11 protein-coding genes are annotated in these 17,907 nt (G+C 68.8%); 6 read left to right on the top strand and 5 right to left on the bottom strand.

Annotated elements, in window-relative coordinates; translation table 11 throughout:
• The first annotated feature begins 192 nt into the window (after nt 1-192).
• On the top strand, nt 193-2,073 hold the full coding sequence (locus LXT21_RS21045; protein WP_254039933.1) for an EGF domain-containing protein: 1,881 nt from the start codon (nt 193-195) through the stop codon (nt 2,071-2,073).
• Between the two features lie 107 nt (nt 2,074-2,180).
• Here the strand turns inward: LXT21_RS21045 and LXT21_RS21040 are convergent, their stop codons facing one another.
• Both LXT21_RS21040 and LXT21_RS21035 read right to left on the bottom strand, forming a co-directional pair.
• Complete coding sequence (locus LXT21_RS21040) at nt 2,181-2,903, bottom strand: hypothetical protein (protein ID WP_254039932.1); 723 nt, start codon at nt 2,901-2,903, stop codon at nt 2,181-2,183.
• A gap of 12 nt (nt 2,904-2,915) precedes the next feature.
• A complete protein-coding gene (locus tag LXT21_RS21035) occupies nt 2,916-5,678 on the bottom strand; it encodes an eCIS core domain-containing protein (RefSeq protein ID WP_254039931.1) in 2,763 nt (920 codons plus the stop codon).
• A gap of 209 nt (nt 5,679-5,887) precedes the next feature.
• Between LXT21_RS21035 and LXT21_RS21030 the strand changes: the two genes are divergently transcribed.
• On the top strand, nt 5,888-6,367 hold the full coding sequence (locus LXT21_RS21030) for a hypothetical protein (protein WP_254039930.1): 480 nt from the start codon (nt 5,888-5,890) through the stop codon (nt 6,365-6,367).
• A 41-nt stretch (nt 6,368-6,408) separates the two neighbouring features.
• On the opposite strand, the gene LXT21_RS21025 is transcribed toward LXT21_RS21030, so the two are convergent.
• On the bottom strand, nt 6,409-8,796 hold the full coding sequence (locus LXT21_RS21025) for a PAS domain-containing sensor histidine kinase (RefSeq protein WP_254039929.1): 2,388 nt from the start codon (nt 8,794-8,796) through the stop codon (nt 6,409-6,411).
• Nucleotides 8,797-9,096: 300 nt separating this feature from the next.
• Here LXT21_RS21025 and LXT21_RS21020 point away from each other — a divergent pair, with 300 nt between their 5' ends.
• The 4 genes from LXT21_RS21020 (at nt 9,097) to LXT21_RS21005 (ending at nt 15,461) form a co-directional block, all read left to right on the top strand.
• Complete coding sequence (locus LXT21_RS21020; RefSeq protein WP_254039928.1) at nt 9,097-10,713, top strand: NADP-dependent glyceraldehyde-3-phosphate dehydrogenase; 1,617 nt, start codon at nt 9,097-9,099, stop codon at nt 10,711-10,713.
• A gap of 472 nt (nt 10,714-11,185) precedes the next feature.
• Complete coding sequence (locus LXT21_RS21015) at nt 11,186-12,811, top strand: PI-PLC domain-containing protein (RefSeq protein ID WP_254039927.1); 1,626 nt, start codon at nt 11,186-11,188, stop codon at nt 12,809-12,811.
• Between the two features lie 25 nt (nt 12,812-12,836).
• Nucleotides 12,837-14,231 (top strand): hypothetical protein, encoded by a 1,395-nt coding sequence (locus tag LXT21_RS21010; RefSeq protein WP_254039926.1) that lies wholly within the window; start codon nt 12,837-12,839, stop codon nt 14,229-14,231.
• Nucleotides 14,232-14,459: 228 nt separating this feature from the next.
• The gene (locus tag LXT21_RS21005; protein WP_254039925.1) at nt 14,460-15,461 is read left to right on the top strand and encodes a hypothetical protein; all 1,002 of its coding nucleotides are present in this window, start codon (nt 14,460-14,462) and stop codon (nt 15,459-15,461) included.
• A 1-nt stretch (nt 15,462) separates the two neighbouring features.
• Here LXT21_RS21005 and LXT21_RS21000 read toward each other — a convergent pair whose 3' ends face one another.
• Together LXT21_RS21000 and LXT21_RS20995 are read right to left on the bottom strand one after the other, a co-directional pair.
• The gene (locus LXT21_RS21000; RefSeq protein ID WP_254039924.1) at nt 15,463-16,125 is read right to left on the bottom strand and encodes a lysoplasmalogenase; all 663 of its coding nucleotides are present in this window, start codon (nt 16,123-16,125) and stop codon (nt 15,463-15,465) included.
• A 47-nt stretch (nt 16,126-16,172) separates the two neighbouring features.
• Nucleotides 16,173-17,822 carry an alpha-amylase family protein gene (locus LXT21_RS20995; protein ID WP_254039923.1) on the bottom strand — a complete coding sequence of 550 codons (1,650 nt, stop codon included), beginning with the start codon at nt 17,820-17,822 and terminating at the stop codon, nt 16,173-16,175.
• Nucleotides 17,823-17,907: the final 85 nt, after the last annotated feature.

The raw sequence follows: 17,907 nt of genomic DNA, 5'->3' as shown, positions 1-17,907 counted from the left end.
CGGATGTCTTCCCCAACGCGCCCCCGCGACACTCAACGACACCCGTGTCGGTTGGTGTACGAGTCCGGGTCACCAAGGCCCCCCTGCTCCAGGCACGAAGACGTCGTCGTGCCTTCCATGCGCTCCGACGGCTTCCGCTCCGGGGACATCCCCCGGGAAGCCCGTCGGTGAGCGATTGGAATGGAGCGAGACATGGAGTTCAGTCGAAGGGCCACGACGTGGCGCATGCTGGGCGCGGTGTTGCTGTGCACCGTCCTCGGTGCTTGTGGTGCGAATCCGCAAGAGGAAGAGAAGCTGGAGGGCGAGTCCGAGGCCCCGCTCGAGGACGCCCAGTCCGAGGAGAGCGCCACGCTGGCGGTGGTGGACCCGTACGCGGACGCGGCCATCCCCAGCGGCCTCAACGTGGTCATCAACCCCAACAACGCCGTGGGCGCCCCTGACGGCCAGCCCGCCACCGTCCTCTCCGTGCTCGGCGGCTCGCTGCTCCTGGACATGGGCCAGGGCGAGGAAGGCCGTGGCAACCTTCGCATCCACTACGGGGGCCTGAACCTGGCCGTGCTGTTCACCGTGGACTTCCTGAGCGCCGACCGGACGGTCATCGCCAGCGGACAGGCGAACCTCATCCAGCTGGGCGTGGGCTTCTTCTCCGTGGATGTCCCCTACTCCAACGCCGCGCCCTACCGCTACGTGAGGCTCAACCGCGCCATCCTCGGCCTCTACGCCATCGACGCCGTGGAGACGCTGGGGCCCTTGTGCGGCGATGGCCGCGTGAGCACCGGCGAGTCATGTGACGACGGCAACCGCACGGCGAACGACGGCTGTAGCACCACCTGCCAGGTGGAGCCCGGCTACACCTGTCAGGGCAGCCCCAGCGTCTGCACCGACGTCAACGAGTGCACCAACGGCACCGCCCAGTGCTCCGTCAACGCCACCTGCGCCAACACCCAGGGCGGCTACACCTGCACGTGCAAGGCGGGCTACTCCGGCAACGGCCGCACCTGCAACGACATCAACGAGTGCACCAACGGCACCTCGCAGTGCTCCCCCAACGCCACCTGCACCAACACGACGGGCAGCTACACCTGCGCGTGCAAGGCGGGCTACACGGGCAACGGCCGCACCTGCAACGACGTCAACGAGTGCACCAACGGCACCGCCCAGTGCTCCACCAACGCCACCTGCTCCAACACCCAGGGCAGCTACACCTGCGCGTGCAAGGCGGGCTACTCCGGCGACGGCCGCACCTGCAACGACATCAACGAGTGCACCAACGGCACGTCGCAGTGCTCGGTCAACGCCACCTGCACCAACACGGCGGGCAGCTACACCTGCGCGTGCAAGACGGGCTACACGGGCAACGGCCGCACCTGCAACGACGTCAACGAGTGCACCAACGGCACCTCGCAGTGCTCCGCCAACGCCACCTGCTCCAACACCCAGGGCAGCTACAACTGCACCTGCAAGGCGGGCTACTCCGGCAACGGCCGCACCTGCAACGACATCAACGAGTGCACCGCGGGCACGCACACGTGCACGCCCGGGCAGCGGTGCGTGAACCAGCCGGGAGGCTTCGACTGCGTGCCGGGCAGCTGCCCGCCGCCGCAGGTGAAGTGCGGCGCCTCGTGCGTGAACGCCAACACCGACCCCGCCAACTGCGGCTGCTGCGGCAACCGGTGCGGCACGGGGAAGACGTGCGCCAACGGCGTCTGCGGGGCCCGCGCGCTCCCGGGCGCCCCCCTGGACGTCACCGCGAGCTGGGAGCGGGCGCAGGACCAGGACCTCATCGTCCGCACGCCCAACGGTGAGCTGCTCGCGTACGGGCCCGCCAAGGCCGGCGCGCTGGCGCCGTCCGGCCCGGACGGCACGCCTCCCAGCGGCACGTACTTCATCTGCCTGAAGAGCACGAGCTTCGAGGCGTCGCCCGCCGACGACACGCCCGTGCCCTACTCGCTCACGGTGAAGCGCCAGGGCCAGGCGGACCACGTGCTGCGCGGGGTGTTCCTCGGCGCGGACGCGGACTCCCTGTGCGGCGCGGACCACCCGTCCCTCATCGAGGCCATCACCTACCCCTGAGGCAGCGCGGGGAGGACCTCCGGGCGCGCGGGCCGTCATCGCGCCGCGCGTCCGGAGTTTGAAGGCCCGTCACCCGACGTGACGGGAAAGCGCGGGCGCCCGGTGGCTCATCGCCGCCGGGCCTCGCGGAACACCTCGGTGAGGCGCAGCATCTCCGCCTCCACCGCCGGGGTGGTGGCATCCCCGAGCCGGGGCGTGGTGACGAGGAACAGACCCTTGCCGCCGTCCACCCACTCCACCCGCTCCGGCGGCAGTCGCGCGAGCACCGCGCGGTCGAACTGCTCCACGTGCCCCTTGCCCAGGAAGCACGCCCAGTAGACGCCGGCGAACATGGGCCCGAGCGTCACAGCGGGGTGGAATTCGCCCGTCTCCAACGCCTCGTAGCGCGCCAGGGGATGGATGGCGGCGAACTCCGTGGTGTCGGGCGCGTGGGCCGCGTGGAACGCGGCGAGCAGGAGCGCGGAGCCCGCCTCGTCCTCGTAGGGCGCCCCGTCGAACTGGAAGACGAAGGTGTTGAGCCCCGCCACCCGCCCCTCGTCGGCGACGAAGCGGGAGATGCCCACCGACAGCGTCCACGGCGAAGGCGTGCCCCCCCAGGCCTTGAGGAACGGGTGCTTCTCCTTCTTGGGAATCTCCGCCATCAGCCTCGCGCCCACGCCCGGCCCCTGGAGCTTCACCGCGCGCCGAGTGGCGTCCTCGTCCCAGCCGCACACCCCCTCCACCGTCCCCACCAACCCCGCCTCGGAGAGCGCGTCGATGAAGGCAGCCGGGGCGCGCCGATCATTCCAGTCGTGGTGCTGCGAGCTGGCGGTCCACTTCACCTGGGCCATGGCGCGTCCTCGCTAGAGCTTCGTCAGCACGTTGGGCTGCTTCACATACCAGACGGTGATGCCGCGCGCCTTGAGCGCCGAGTTCAGCTTCGCGGCCTCCTCCGAGGGGAACAGGTAGTTCAGCGACTTCACCTCCGCCTTCGTGGTGTTGCCCGTGGTGCCGAGGAAGGAGAGGTAGTCGTCCACCTGGCCCGGCGGCACCTTGTCGGTGAGCTGGTGCTTGACCTCCCACAGCTCGCCCTTGTCCGCGAAGAAGCGGTCCGCGGTGCGGCGCGTGCCGCCGGGGACGTTGAACGTCTCGCGCGTGAAGGCCTTGCCGGCGAACTCCTGCAGGTGCGTGCGCGCGAAGGCCTCGAACATGGGGCCCTTGAGGGCGGCGCCCTGGCGCGGGTCCGCCTTCACCACCGCCTCGACGATTTTGTTGAACGCGTCGATGTCCCCCCCCGTCTTCGACGGCACCACCAGGGTGAGGTAGCGGGTGAAGGTCTGGTACGCCGTCTTGGGGTTGGCCTTGTCCGCGGCGGTGAGGAAGTCGGCCATCTTCGCCAGGTCCAGGTCCGTGAGGTCCGCCTTGCGGATGAGCTCCATCAGGGCCGGGTACTCGTCGAGGTACTGTTTTATCTTCCCGATGTTCAAATCCTTGGGCAGCGCGGCGAGCACGCTCTCGGGGGTGCTGAGCTTCTTCGCGCCGGTGGCGCCCTTGGCGGCCAGCTCCGCCAGGTACTTCTGGATGGCATCCAGGTCCACCTTGCACGGCGAGGCGCAGCCCAGCACGCGCGCCTTGGCCACGTCGCTCAGCTCGCGGAAGCGCTCGATGGCCCACTGGGGCAGGCGCTTGAGCCGCTCGAGCGCCTCGGCGGAGAGGTTCTGCAGGAGGTGGCCGGGCACCTTGAGCACGCGCACGGCCCAGTCGCGCGCCGTGGTGAGCGCCTTCATGCCCTTGCGCAGGGACTCGGCCTCCTTGAGCCCCTTGGCGGCCTCGGCGGCCTTCTCCAGGAACTTCGCCGCGCGCGGCATCTTGGCGAGGAACTGGGCGAACTTGCCCGCCTTGCCCGCGCTCTTGAGCGCCGTGAGCGCGCCGCCGCTGAAGAACAGCATCACGATTTCCGCCAGCGCGTAGCCGGTAATCCATCCCCGGAAGTGCCAGCGCTTGAGAAGGCTCGGGTCGTTCCACTTCTTGTCCAGCGCGTCGAGCCCCGCGTCCAGCAGCTGCTTGAAGTCGAGCTTGGACAAGTCCTTGAAGAAGCCCCGGAGGTCGGACAGCAGGCTGCCCGTGACGAGGCTCCACACCAGCTTGCCCGCGAGCTTCGCCAGGTCCACCAGCCCCACCAGCGTGTCCCAGAGCGACTCGAGCACGCCGTGCAGCAGCCCCGCCACGAAGGCGATGGAGCCGGCCAGGAACTCACCGATGGCGGTGATGACGTTCTTGACCGTCTGGTAGGCCTCGTAGGTGATGGAGCCCGAGGAGACCTGGCCCTTGAGCGCCTTGGCGAACTCGACGCCCGGTATCCAGATTTGCGAGCCCGCGTGCGTCTGGGTGGTGTCCCAGCCCGCCTTCGGGTCCGGCTTGAAGATGCCCTTGCGTCCGCGCTCCGCGTTGACGAACACCAGCACGTTGACGAAGAAGCGCTCGTCCTGGCCCCACGTCGTCGCGTCCGACTTGTAGAAGCGCTTGACGATGTCGAGCGCCGTCTCCCCCGGGGCGATGCGGTACAACTTCGCCTCCGGGTCCGGCATGTCCACCGTGACGTGGGACTTCGCCACGTAGCCGAAGCGGCCATCCACCAGCATCACGAAGTACCAGCCGCCGGACTGCTCGCGGCTGACGAACATGCGGGTGTTCTGCGGGAGCCGCTCGAGCGGCGCGGCCCCGGTGTCCGGTGAGGCGCGGAGGTTGACGCCCTCCTCGGCGGCGACGAGCCCGTTCTTGTTGACGGGGGTGCCCGACTGCGTCGGCGGCACGTCCGACGTCGTCTTGAGGGGCGGCGGCGGCGTGGGCGGCGCCGGCGGTGAGGGCACCGTGTACTTGGACGCGGGGGCCGGGGAGAAGTCCCGGGCCACGCCCAGGCGGTGGCGCCCTGGCTCGCGCGTCGCGCCGTCCGCCATCACCGCGTCCGCCATGGACTCGGCCTCGCGCTCGGAGGCGTCCCCCGGTGAGGACACCGCCAGCCCACCCGTGGCGAAGCGGGCCAGCCGGGCGCCGGAGGTCGCGCGGCCTCCGGTCTGCTGCAGCACGTGCGTCAACTCATGCGCGAGCAGTCGACGTCCCGCGTGGGTGGCTGGTGAGTACGCGCCCTCCTGGAAGGCGATGTCACTGCCCACCGTGTACGCGCGAGCCTGGAGCGCGCGAGCCGAGTCCGCCGCCTTCGCGTCGGTGTGGATGCGCACGCCGCCCAGGTACTGGCCGAAGCGCGGCTCGAAGAAGGCACGCGCGGAGGACTCCAGGGGTTGCCCGGAGCCCAGGCCACGGGCGACGTGCGCGGAGACGCTCTCGGAAGGACTCGCGCCGGAGGCACCGGGCTGTGCTGCCCGGGCCACCTCCTCCTTCTTCTTCTCGCAGGATGAGCACCCGCAGGAGCCCCCCGCGCACGCGACACGCCGCACGCTGGGGGTGAGCGGGAGCCGGCTGAAGTCGAACCGGACGCCCGGCGAGACAGGGCCCGGCTCGCCCGCGACAGCCCGCGCCGGAACCGACGCGAGCGGCCGCGCCGAGGGCGTGGAGCCCCGCGCCTCGGATGAATGACTCGCATGAACCCGAGCCCCGCTGCGTCGCATCGCGCGCCCCCTTGCTCGAAGACACAGTGTACGCCTGGCCGCGTCACGTTGCCGAGGGAGACAGTGGGCTACATCGACACCTGCTCGGCGCGGGGCGTCGAGAATGTTCGCGACGTCTACATTCACACACGGTGTGTCTATTTTATGAAAGCTGGCGCGGGTTCGTGGTCGGCTCGCGCGCGCAAACCTCATGCAAGGAGTGGTTGACCATGAAGCGAATCCTGACGTGGGTGCTCTCCGTCTTCGTGCTGGGGTGCGCGGGGGCCGAACCGTCGGAGCTCGAGGAGTTGGGCCAACTGTCGAGCGAGCTGGCCGCGGGCTACGTCACCGCGACACCCTCCACGGTGCGCATCAACCTGAACCAGACGAACACCGGCACGACGACCGTCTGCTGGAGCACGACGGGCACCTCCACCGCGGAGGTGTGGCTGAGCCTGAACGGCCAGCCCGAGACGCTCTTCACCCGAGGCGGCAGCGGCTGTGCCGACGCGACCTGGATCACCGCGGGCAATACCTTCGAGTTCCGGCTCTACGCCGAGACGACCCACACCACGAGGCTGGGCTTCGCCACCGTCGTCGGCGAGGGTTACCGCCAGCCGCCCCCTGGCTGTCCTCCGAGCTGTTTCCCGAACTACCACTGCTGCCCTGGCTGGCGGTCCTGCCGGCCCATCACCGAAGCGTGTGAATGAGGTCGGCCGCGGAGCACGCGGCAACCCCAGTCATCGCGGCCTCAAGGCCCCCGGCGGCGCGGCAGCCACACCTTGAAGCAGGTGCCGCGCTCGTCGGAGGACACCTCGATGCTGCCTCCATGTCCCAGGACGATCTGCCGGGAGATGTAGAGGCCCAGGCCGATGCTGCCCTGGCCGGAGCGCGCCTCCGGCCCGCGGCGATAGGGCTCGAACAACGTGGGCAGCAGCGCGGCCGCGATGGGAGTCCCCACGTTGTGGACCTCCAGGATCACGCCGTCCCCGGCCTCGCGCAGGTGGACGCGGACACGCGAGTCCGGCGCGCTGTGCTGGAGCGCGTTGCCCACCAGGTTGGAGACCACCTGGGCCAGCCGGTCCGCGTCCGCCTCCAACCTCCCATCTCCCTGGATCTCCACCTGGATGTCGCGCCGCGGGTGCGCGAGCAGCACCTCGTCCACCACCTTGCGCGCCAGCGCGTGCAGGTCCATGGCGCACGGCCGGATGGGGATGCGCTCTCCCGCGCGCGCCTGGGTGAAGTCCAGCAGGTCTCGAATCAGGCGAGAGGCCCGCTGCGTCGCCTCCATGATGCGCTCCAGGCCCTTCACACCGCCCTCCGGCAGGGTGCCCTTGCGCAACAACGACGTCGCGGTCAGCTGGATGGCATGCAGGGGGTTGCGCAGGTCATGGCTGACGATGGCCACCACGTCCTCGCGCACGCGCACGGCGTCGCGGGCCTCCCGGTACAGCCGCGCGTTCTCGATGGCCACCGCCGCGCGGTCCGCCACGCCCCGGGCCAGCTCCACCAGGGCCTCCATCTCCAGCGAGTCTTGAGGCTGCGTCCACACCAGGTGGATGAGCCCGAGCGCGCGCCCGCGCGACACCACCGGCACGAGCGCCGCGGAGCGCGGCTCCAGCGCCTCCAGCACCGCCCGGTGCGCCGCGTCGCGGGACACCGAGTCGAGCGACCGGGAGGTCACCTCCGGCACGACGATGGGCTGCGCCAACGTCAGCGCTCGCGCCAGCGGACTGTCCCCCTCCATCTGAGGAGCGAAGGCCAGGAGCTGGCGGATGAGGTCCTGCCGCGCGGGCTCCCTCGCGGCCGCCTCCAGTCGGACGAGCCTGCCGCTCGCCTCCAGCAGGTCCACCACGCAGTAGTCGGAGATGTGCTTCACAACCAGGCCCGCGAAGGCGCCCAGCGTGGTCTCCAAATCCAAAGAGCCCGCGAGCACCCGCCCCGCCTCCAACAGGAAGTCCCTCGCCGTCTCGCTGCGCTTCTTCGCGGTGATGTCGCGCGCCACGTTGGCGAACCCGCGCAGACGGCCCGCCTCGTCGCGCACGGCCGCGATGTCCAGGTCCGCCCAGAAGCACGTGCCGTCCCGCCGCTTCCGTCGCAGCTCGCCCCGGAAGTGCCCGCCGTCGGCCACTTCGCGCAGGAGCCGCTGGGGTTCGCCCTGGGCCACCTGCTCCTCGGGCGCGAACAGCGCGTAGTGCCGACCGAGCACCTCCTGCTCCTTCCAGCCGGTGAGCCGCTCGGCGCCCACGTTCCAGCTCACCACGCGTCCCTCCGGGTCCAGCAGGAGGATGGCGTAGTCCTCCACCGCGTCCATCAACAGGCGGAAGCGCTCCTCGCTCTCCCGCAGCGCCTCGTGGGTGCGGCGCGCGTCGGTGATGTCCGTGGAGATGCCGCAGATGAGGGGCCCCTTGGCGCCCACGCTGGGCAGCGGGAACTTCATGGCAAACCAGGTGCGCATGCCCTTGACGCCGGGGATGTCCTCATCCTCCGTCAAGGGCCGCAGCGTCTGTCGCACGCGCTCGTCGTTCTCCTGGTTGCGTCGCGCCACGGCGGCGGGGAGCACTTCGAAGTCCGTCTTGCCGAGCACGCTCGAGCGCGGCATCCCCATCGCCGCCTCGAAGCTCCGGTTGACCAGCACGAAGCGCCCCTGCGCGTCCTTGGCGAAGATGACGGGAGGTGCATGGTCGATGATGGCCTGCAGCCAGCCCTCGCTCCTCGATGCGTCCAGGCTCGACGACAAGCGCCCCACCGCGTCCGTGCTGGCCTCGGTGAAGACCGCCGCCAGGATGCGCAGCTGTCGCGACGTCGCCGTCACGCCCGCCTCCTCCATCAACTCGAGCAGGCAGTCGTGCAGCAGGCCGTACTCCTGGACGAGCAGGCGGGGCTCCAGGCCCGGGCGGGCATGCCAGCGCTCCGCCTGCCCGACGCGCAAGTCCCTGAGCACCTCGGGCAAGGGAGGCAGCGCGCCGTCATCGAGCGCCCGGACGAGCGCCTCCAGGAGCACGGGCAGCGCATCCTCCAGTCCGCTGCGGCCGAGCCCGGACTGCTCCAGCCGGAGCCCATGGCGCGTCCGCAGGACGGGCCCCCACCGCGCCAGCAAGCCTCCCAACGAGGGGGAGACATCCTCCTCGAGCGCCAAGGCTCGACTCCTTTCCGGCCGACGGACGCGGACGGTGACGCCCCGGGCCGCCGCATGACCTGCCGCGTGCCCCACGCCTTCGTCACGCGCGACGTTCTCGTCAGCGGCCCCTCGCCCCGCTCACGCGCCCCCACGTCGCGTCTCCCGGTTTGACGGTGGGGCTCGTCCCGGGTCCGCGCATGGGCGGCGAGGTACTCCTCCCGGGTGGGTCGACTGGCCGGTCCCACTGCCGGTTCCGGACGTCCGGCGCGGCCACGGGAAGAGGTGCCAGGAGGGAGGACCCTCGTTAAGAAGGCCGCCATGACGCCACTCGCCGACCTCTTCCCGACCGAAGCGCAGCTCCCCTCCAGCGTGCGGCTCCCGACCTATCTCGAGCAGCGCGAGTACCTGGTGGGTGGCGAGCTCAAGCGCTGGGAGGGAGACCTCAGCCCCGTGCGCAGCCCCGTCTTCCTCCGCACGCCCGAGGGGCTCCAGCAGCGCGTGCTCGGAGCCACGCCGCAGCTCACCTCGAAGGAGTCGCTCGCGGCGCTCGCCGCGGCGGTGAAGGCGTACGACTCGGGCCGGGGCGTCTGGCCGACGATGAAGGTGGCGGAGCGAATCGAAGCGGTGGAGCGCTTCCTCGTGGCCATGCGCGCCCAGCGCTCCACGGTGGTCAACCTGTTGATGTGGGAGATTGGCAAGACGCAGCCGGACTCGGAGAAGGAGTTCGACCGCACCGTCGACCTCATCGTGGAGACGGTGCGCGCGCTGAAGGAGCTGGACCGCACCTCGTCCCGCTTCGTGCAGGAGCAGGGCATCATGGCGCAGATTCGCCGGGCCCCCATGGGGGTGGCGCTGTGCATGGGGCCCTACAACTACCCGCTCAACGAGACGTTCAGCACGCTGTTCCCCGCGCTGCTGATGGGCAACACGGTGGTCTTCAAGCCGGCGAAGTTCGGCGTGCTGCTCATCCGGCCGCTGCTGGAGGCCTTCCGCGACTGCTTCCCGCCGGGCGTCATCAACATCATCTACGGCAAGGGCCGGGAGACGGTGGGCGCGCTGATGGAGAGCGGGCAGGTGGACTTGTTCGCCTTCATCGGCACCAACCGGGGCGCCAGCGAGCTCAAGCGGATGCACCCGCGGCCGCATCGACTCAAGTCGGTGCTCGGGCTGGACGCGAAGAACCCGGCCATCATCCTGGAGGACGCGGACCTGGAGAACGCGGTGAAGGAGTGCATCACCGGCGCGCTCTCCTTCAACGGCCAGCGCTGCACGGCGCTCAAGCTGCTCGTGGTGCACCGGAGCATCGCGGACGTGTTCCTGAAGAAGCTCACCGCCGCGGTGGACGCGCTGAAGCCCGGCATGCCGTGGGAGCCGGGCGTGGCCATCACGCCCCTGCCGGAGCCCGGCAAGGCGGACTACCTGCGGGGCCTGGTGGACGACGCCGTGTCCAAGGGCGCCAGCGTGGTGAACGCCACCGGGGGCCAGTCCTCGCACTCGTTCTTCACGCCCGCGGTGGTGTACCCGGTGACGAAGGACATGCGGCTGTCGAGCGAGGAGCAGTTCGGGCCGGTGGTGCCGGTGATGGTGTTCGACCGGGACGAGGAGGTCATCCAGCTGGTGGTGGAGTCCCAGTTCGGCCAGCAGCTCAGCCTGTTCGGGCAGGACCCGGCGCGCATCGGCCGGTTCATCGACGCGTTCGCGAACCAGGTGGGCCGCATCAACCTCAACTGCCAGTGCCAGCGCGGGCCCGACACGTTCCCCTTCAACGGCCGCAAGGACTCCGCCGAGGGCACGCTGTCCGTCGCGGACGCGCTGCGCGTGTTCTCCATCCGCACGCTCGTCGCCACGAAGACCACGCCGGCCAATACCACGCTCGTCCAGTCCATCCTCACCCGGCGGGAGTCGGACTTCCTGACGACGGACTTCCTCTTCTGAAGTCCGTCGTCCCGGCGCCTCCTTCAGTGGACGAAGGAGGTGCCCCGCCCAGGCCGCCCAGGGGTACGCCCCGCGACGACCCCTGGGCCCCGCTCGCACGCAGGTCCAGCAGGTCGCTCACGTCCTGGACCTCACGGAGTGAGCCCAGCGTGTACGGCTGGGTCCGAGTCCCACCCTTCGTCAGCAGACGGGAGCGCAGGCCCGGATTCCCGCCGGCCACACAGCCAAAACAGACAAGCCCGCAATGTCAAACCACGCCCAAACCCTCACGAAGATTCAGGCACTGGCGCGGCCTCCGCACCTGGGGCAGCGTCGACCGCGTCCTGTAGCGCGTCCCGGCTGAACGCTCCCACAGGCCATTGCGTCCCTCGTGCACGCTGCCGAGGGGCCCATTCAGGCGAGCCCGTCGGACTGTCGCGTGGCGCATTGCTTGCACCCACGCGCTCAATCTGCGAACGAAAGGGGTGCGCCGGTGGCCGACGTGTGGGACCCATTGAAGCTCGATGTGAAGATCGCGGAGAACCCGACGCTCTGGGCCTCGCTCGACAATCAGTGGCGGACCGGGGTGGCGAGCACCCTGCTGGCCAACCGGGAGCTGCGCAAGCTGAACCGCATCAGTGGTCGGCTCAAGCGGGGCGAGGTGGCGCAGTTCCCGAATGCCACCGCCATCGCCGCATCGATCGACCAGACCATCCTCGGGTGCTTCTCGCTGTTGAGTCAGTGGTGTAGCGCGACGAAGCCCAATGAGCAGCAGTTCTATCTCAACAATCAAATCTACACGGCGCTGAGCGCGGCCCATCCGGACGATGACATCACCCAGCGGCTCGGTGACAGCCTCACCGCGCAGTGGAAGAAGCGCAACCTGCGCTCCAAGGTCGTCGTCATCGCGCACCGAGGAGACGGGGCGACCTTCGAGAAGGTCCGCAAGGTCTTCGAGCGGCAGGCCTTCGACAGCGTCTTCTACTACCAGCACGAGAACGAGAACAGCGAGGCCGCGCTCGTGAAAGCGCTCGATGCCTGGAGGAACAAGGAGCTGAGCGGCGTCGAGTGTGATGTCTGGTTCAGTCAGGACGCGATTCCCATCGTCACGCACACCCAGAACATCGAAGCCCTGCTCAATCAGGAGCAGACCCGGAACGTGGCTCCGCCCCTGAGTGGCGTGAAGGTCAAGGACGTGCACTCAGGCAACCTGCCGCCCCGGCTCCTGACCCTCGACCGCTGGCTCCAGATTGTCGAGGCGTACCTCGCGCACCACTCGCTGAACCTGGGCGGAGAGCGACAGCTCCGGCTGGAGATCGAGATGAAGGACACGAACCTCGCCTTCAATCCCAACACCCTTCAGCTCGAGAAGGACCAGGTGCTGGAGCGCTGGAGGGCCGTCGAGCGGGTCGTCAGCCGATTCCTGAAGTCGTGCCAGCGGCCCAGCATCTACCAGGTGGCCCTCTTCAACGGCTCGGCCGCGCCCAAGGATGCGTACGACAAGGCCTGGAACGAGAACAAGACCCTGCTCTCGAGCGTCGTCTATGGCGGGAGCCCGGACTCCCCCGATACGTCCGAGCTGCTGGAGGTCCGCTACGGCCTGCATTTCCCGGGACTCCTCCAGATGATGTACAGCGGGAAGTTGGCGGGGAAGATTGTCACGCTCGCGCCGGGCGTCGAAGCCTATCCGCAGGACATGCCCATCCAGCTCGACACGCTCGGAGAATGGATTGAGACACGACAGGCCTTGACCGTCGAGCAGTCCATCCAGTGCGCGAGGCTGCGAAGGCTCCTATGGCTCTTCGATGAGATGCAGGCCGGGCGGCTGCCCAAGGAACGAAAGCCGTTGCGCATCCAGGTCCTGACGGACTTCTGTGGCGTCGGCGCCAAGTTCATCGTCTCGAAGCAGGCGACGCCCATCGGCCCCCGTGGCCTGTTCGACCAACCGTTCAACGAGCAGAACCTGGATTGCGTCTGGCGCAAGTACAACCTCACCGGACAGCCGCTGGACCTCAAGCGGCAGATCTGTCAGCGCTTGAATGACTGCGGGACGGACCAGGCCAAGTTCATCGAGTTCGGGATGCTGTTCCTCCAACAAATCGGCGACTGGTACCACTGAAACACTCCACACCCCGAGGTGATTCATGCGCGTCGTGTCTGCCTTCGCTGGGAAGCTGCTCGCGGGCGGTGTGCTGGCCTGCGCTGCCATCATCGCCTGTGCGACCTCCTCCCCCAATCCGGGCCCCATCGGGTCCACGGATGCCCCGCCGCTGCCCCAGGCGTGCAACCCGGACCCGACGTGTCCCGGCTCGACGTGCGCCACGGCCATCACCCCCGCGCTCGCCGTCGTCCCCGCCAACGCGTGTCCCCGCTTCGGTGAGTTCCAGTCCGACGTGGATGTCTATTCGTGGAACACCTTCATCGCGCTCAACTGGCCCGCGAATCCGTCCTCGTGCACGGCCAATACGCAGAGCAGCATCCTCAGCGGACAGGGGCCCACCGTCTGGGAGACCTACCCGGATGACCTGGACATGTTCGTGCCTCCTGGGAGCAAGCCCGGCGCGTGGTGCAGCTTCAACACGCCCGCGGCCTTCGAGACGAAGCTGCGCCAGCGCACGAAGCTGCCGGAGACAGGGCGCCTCCAGGCGCTGAACACCGGCGTGCACAAGCTGCTGCTCAGCACCTCCAAGGCGTCGGCCGCCATCGGGGAGAAGCTCCCGGACATCGAGCAGGCCGTCGGAGGCCCGCTGACGGACCAGAACGGCCGCTTCGTGCGCTACGAGAAGCGCCTCAATCAGGACGAGTACAACTACCTCATCACCAACAACCTCTGGAACGCCGCGGGCCAGAAGGGCGTCACCATCTCCTTCCCCACCGGCGCCAGCCAGAACCCGGGCCCATGCAACGGCAAGCCGTGCGGCCCGGTGGGCGCCATGGAGGTCAAGGCGTCGTGGAAGGTGCTCTCCCCGCAGGAGATTTCTGGCAAGCGCTTCTTCATGCGACAGGGGTGGGTCTTCAACGATGACGCCGGAGACCCGAGCCCCGGTGCCAACCCCGTCACCGTGGGCCTGGTCGGCCTGCACATCATCCACAAGACGGACACGCAGCAGACCTGGTTCTGGTCCACCTTCGAGCACGTGGACAACACGACGTCTTCGTTCTTCAACCCGCACTGCACGGGGGACTGCACGCCCAATACCCAGACGGCGAAGGAGCCCTACACGGAGCTGGCGCCCGATGGCGGCCCGCTCAACGCCCCGGTCCAGGTGACGCGCACCACGCCCATCCAGGCGGACTCCGGTCTCAACGCGTATTACCGCGCGCTGCTCAAGGGCTCCGTCTGGGAGAACTACCAGCTCATCAGCACCCAGTGGGCCACCGGAGGCGCGCCGCAGGGCACTCCGCCCGTGCTCGCCAACACGACGATGGAGACCTATATCCAATCCACCGCGAGCTGCCTGGGCTGTCACGGCCAGGCGCCCAAGGCCAGCGGTGACGGCTCCGCGGACTTCAGCTTCCTGTTGATGGAGGCGCAATAGCGCGCTCATTCCCAGAGGAGCCCAGGGCTCGACGATCTCGTCCATCGAGCCCTGGGTCAGGCGCACAGCCGCCGGACATGCTTGGATGCCATTCACTTCCAGGAACTGGAGCCACACATGGGTCTCTCGTCGGGTGTCGCGCGTCGTGTCTTTTCAGGGATGAAGTGGGCCTTGCTGCTGGGAGGGGCTGGCTGCGGGGCTCCCTTGGAGCCTGGGGTTGAGGATTCGATGGAGACCCAGTCGCGGCCCCTGACCTATCCCAGCGGCGGGGCGCGGACGGTGGTGTCCCGGCGTGTCGTCTACAAGAATGGCTCGGGCGCCTATCTGGCGGCGGCGGGCTTCGAGCAGTTCCGCGCGGCGGGCGCCCCTGACTCCGTGCTTCACAACATCCGCATCGCGGAGGTAGATGCCCCCGGTCCGCGCGAGGCGCTGGTGGTCATGTCGGCGGGACAGAAGATCTCGAGCAGCGGGCACTCGAGTGGTGTCACGGGGCAGTCGTCCAACTGGGACGCATCCTGTAACAGCGTCTCGTGCCCCAACGTCACGCTGGATGGCCGCTCGCTGGCGATGAAGCTGGACACCCTGGGGTGGTTTCCTCGGGGCAAGACGTACCTGTCCGTGGTCAACGACAACAACTTCGACCACTTGTTCGACAGCGACACGAAGCAGCGGATCGTCAATGGCTTCTCAGGCTGGCTCCAGGCGCAGGTCCGTCCGGAGACACGCGCCATCTACCTGGCGGGCAGTTCGCGAGGCGGCTGCCTGATGATGCGGCTGGCCCAGGCGCTTCGCGCCAACGGGGCGCTGGATGGAATCGACCTCTACGTGTCCTCGTTCGACGGCGTGTGCCGCAACAGCCAGGGGGAGCTGGGCACCTACGACACCAAGATAGACAATCCCGTGCGGCCCTGGGGCACGTTCTATGGCGCGTGGGCCACGGACCTGAATGCCCAGTTCCCCCGGCGGCAGCGGCTCCATCTCTTCCAGGTGGTGGGCGGCCAGGAGGTGGCACCGGCCACGGGCATCCGCGCGTTCTCTGGCTACGCGGGGGCCTCGCCACCCTCCACGGGGACGAATCTCGACTGGGGTTGGTACAAGCAGACGTGGGTGAAGTGGAAGCACAAGGAGATTGGAAATCCATACACCGACCCCAGCGCCTCCGAGCAGGCGCAGGCCGTGGCGGACACCCTCGACGCACACCTGACGTGGCTCGACGCCCGCCTCCCCTGATTCACGCCGCGGCATGGGCGCGATGCGCGGAACGGGCGATGCAGAGCTGCGCGGCCCAGTACGTCAGCATGATGACGTAACTGCCCCCGTTCACCGGCGTCACGAAGAGCTTCACCGCGAGCACTCCGTCGCTGAGAGCGAACAGCAACGCCCCCGCGAACGCGAACCCCTGCTCCCTGCGCGTCAACCCAGGCGCGCCCAGCATCGCCGCCGCGCGCCAGGTCATCGTGCAGATGACCACGACGTAGGCCGTCACCGGCACGGCCATGGCGCCCAGGTGAGGCCCCAACACGACACCCGCGCCCACCGCCAACAGCAGGAACGGCAGCGCCCTCCCCCACCGGAGTTCACGTGTCACGCTGAGGTACGCGGCCGTGTAGCTCACATGGGCCAGCAGGAAGGCCCCCAGGCCCGGAAGGAACAGCGCCTTGCTCGCGTCCAACAGCACGTCTCCGAGCAGCGACAGCCCGAGCCCCGCGAGAATCCACCGCGCATAGCGCTCCCGGGCCGGCCATCGCCACAGGAGCAGGCACAGCATGGGCAACGACTTGGTCACCAGCCGGACCTCGACCGGGCCCGTGTCCAGGCTCAGGAGGAACCCCACCACCCCCAGAACACCGACTCCCGCGAGAATCCTCGTCCCCACCGTCGAAGCACCACGCATGAGGCCACCTTACCCTGGCGGCCTCATCGTCGACGCCTGTCGTCGCCTCAAGCCGTGGCGGGTGGAGCCAGTCGCTGCTCCATCCGGTACCACCGGTATCCGTACCCCTCCAACGTCACGCGGTGGCGCCCCGTCTTGCCGGGCGCGGAGTGGTCCTCCGAGAGCAGATGCACGAGCCGCGCGGGCGGCCCTCCCGGGGAGAAGCTCACCTCGCAGGCCTTGCCGGACAGGTTGTGCAGCGTCACCAGCGTCTCGCCCTTCCAGTCGTACCTGAGCGCGAGCACATTCTTGTTCCTCACGCTCAACAACCGCCACGCGCCCCACCCCAGCTCCGGGCACTCCTTGCGCATGCGCACCATGCGCTCCATCCAGTTGAGCAGCGAGCCCGGGTCCCTGCGCTGGTGCTCGACGTTCACCTGCCGGTAGCCATGGGGCGCCCGCTCCACCACGGGACGGAAGGGCGCGTCGGCGCGGGTGAAGCCACCGTGCGGCTCGTCGGCCCATTGCATCGGGGTGCGCACGCTCTGGCGCTCATGCAGCGACAAGTCCTCGCCCATGCCCAGCTCGTCGCCGTACCAGAGCACCGGCGTCCCCGGCAGCGACAGCATCAGGCTGAACGACACATCCAACCGCCGCCTGTCTCCCGCCAGCATGGGCGCGAGCCTCCGGCGCAGGCCGCGCTCGTACAGCTGCATCCTCGGCTCCGGGCCCAGCTCCGCGAAGACGCGCTTGCGAGCCCTCGCGGGCAGCCGCCCCAGGTCCAGTTCGTCGTGGTTGCGCAGGAAGTTCGCCCACTGCGCCAGGTGCGGCAGCCTGGGGGCCGAGCGCAATGACTCGACGAGCGGCGTCGCGTCCTCCGTCACCAGCGAAAGGAAATAGCGCTGGTTCGCGGCGAAGTTGAAGACCATCTGCATCCGGTCCCCCTCCTTGCCGAAGAAGTTCATCACCTCATCCATGGTGACGTTGGCCTCGGCCAGGAGGATGGCGTCTCCGCTCCGCCACGAGAGGAACTCGCGCATCCTGTCGAGCAGCGCGTACGGGTCCTCGATGCCGTGGCTGCGCAGGCCCTTGAGCTCCACCAGGAAGGGCACCGCGTCCACCCGGAAGCCGGACACGCCCAGTTGCAACCAGTACCCCATCACCTTGAGCAGCTCCTCGCGCACCTCGGGGTGGGCGATGTTCAGCTCGGGCTGGAAGGGGAAGAAGCGGTGGAAGTACCAGCGCTTCACGGCGGGCGCGTACGTCCACGTCGTGTGCTGTGAGCCCGGGAACACCATGCCCTTGTGCGCGTCCTTGGGCTTCTTGTCGGACCACACGTAGAAGTCGTGGAAGCGGCTGTCCCGGTCCTTGCTCGCGGCCTGGAACCAGGGGTGCTTGTCGCTCGTGTGGTTGACGACCAGGTCGATGATGACGCGCAGACCGCGCTGCTTCGCCTGGTGGGTGAACTCCACGAAGTCCCCCAGGCTTCCCAGCCTCGGGTCCACACCGTAGTGGTCCGTGATGTCGTACCCGTTGTCGCGATTGGGCGAAGGATGGAAGGGCGTCAACCACAGGCACGTCACGCCCAGGCCCGCCAGGTAGTCGAGCCGGCGTTGGAGCCCGGCGAAGTCACCCACGCCATCGCCGTTGCCGTCCATGAACGTCTCGACGTCCAGGCAGTAGATGACCGCGTTCTTGTACCAGAGGTCCTGAATCATCCGTGTCCCCTGAAGCGAAGGTGGCGATGCCAGACGCGGGACGCACCGGGGGGCGCGCCTTGCGTGCGACAGCACACAGTCATGA

The sequence above is a fragment of the Myxococcus guangdongensis genome (genome assembly GCF_024198255.1).
GTDB lineage: Bacteria > Myxococcota > Myxococcia > Myxococcales > Myxococcaceae > Myxococcus > Myxococcus guangdongensis.
This window is presented reverse-complemented; position numbering and strand designations above follow the sequence as displayed.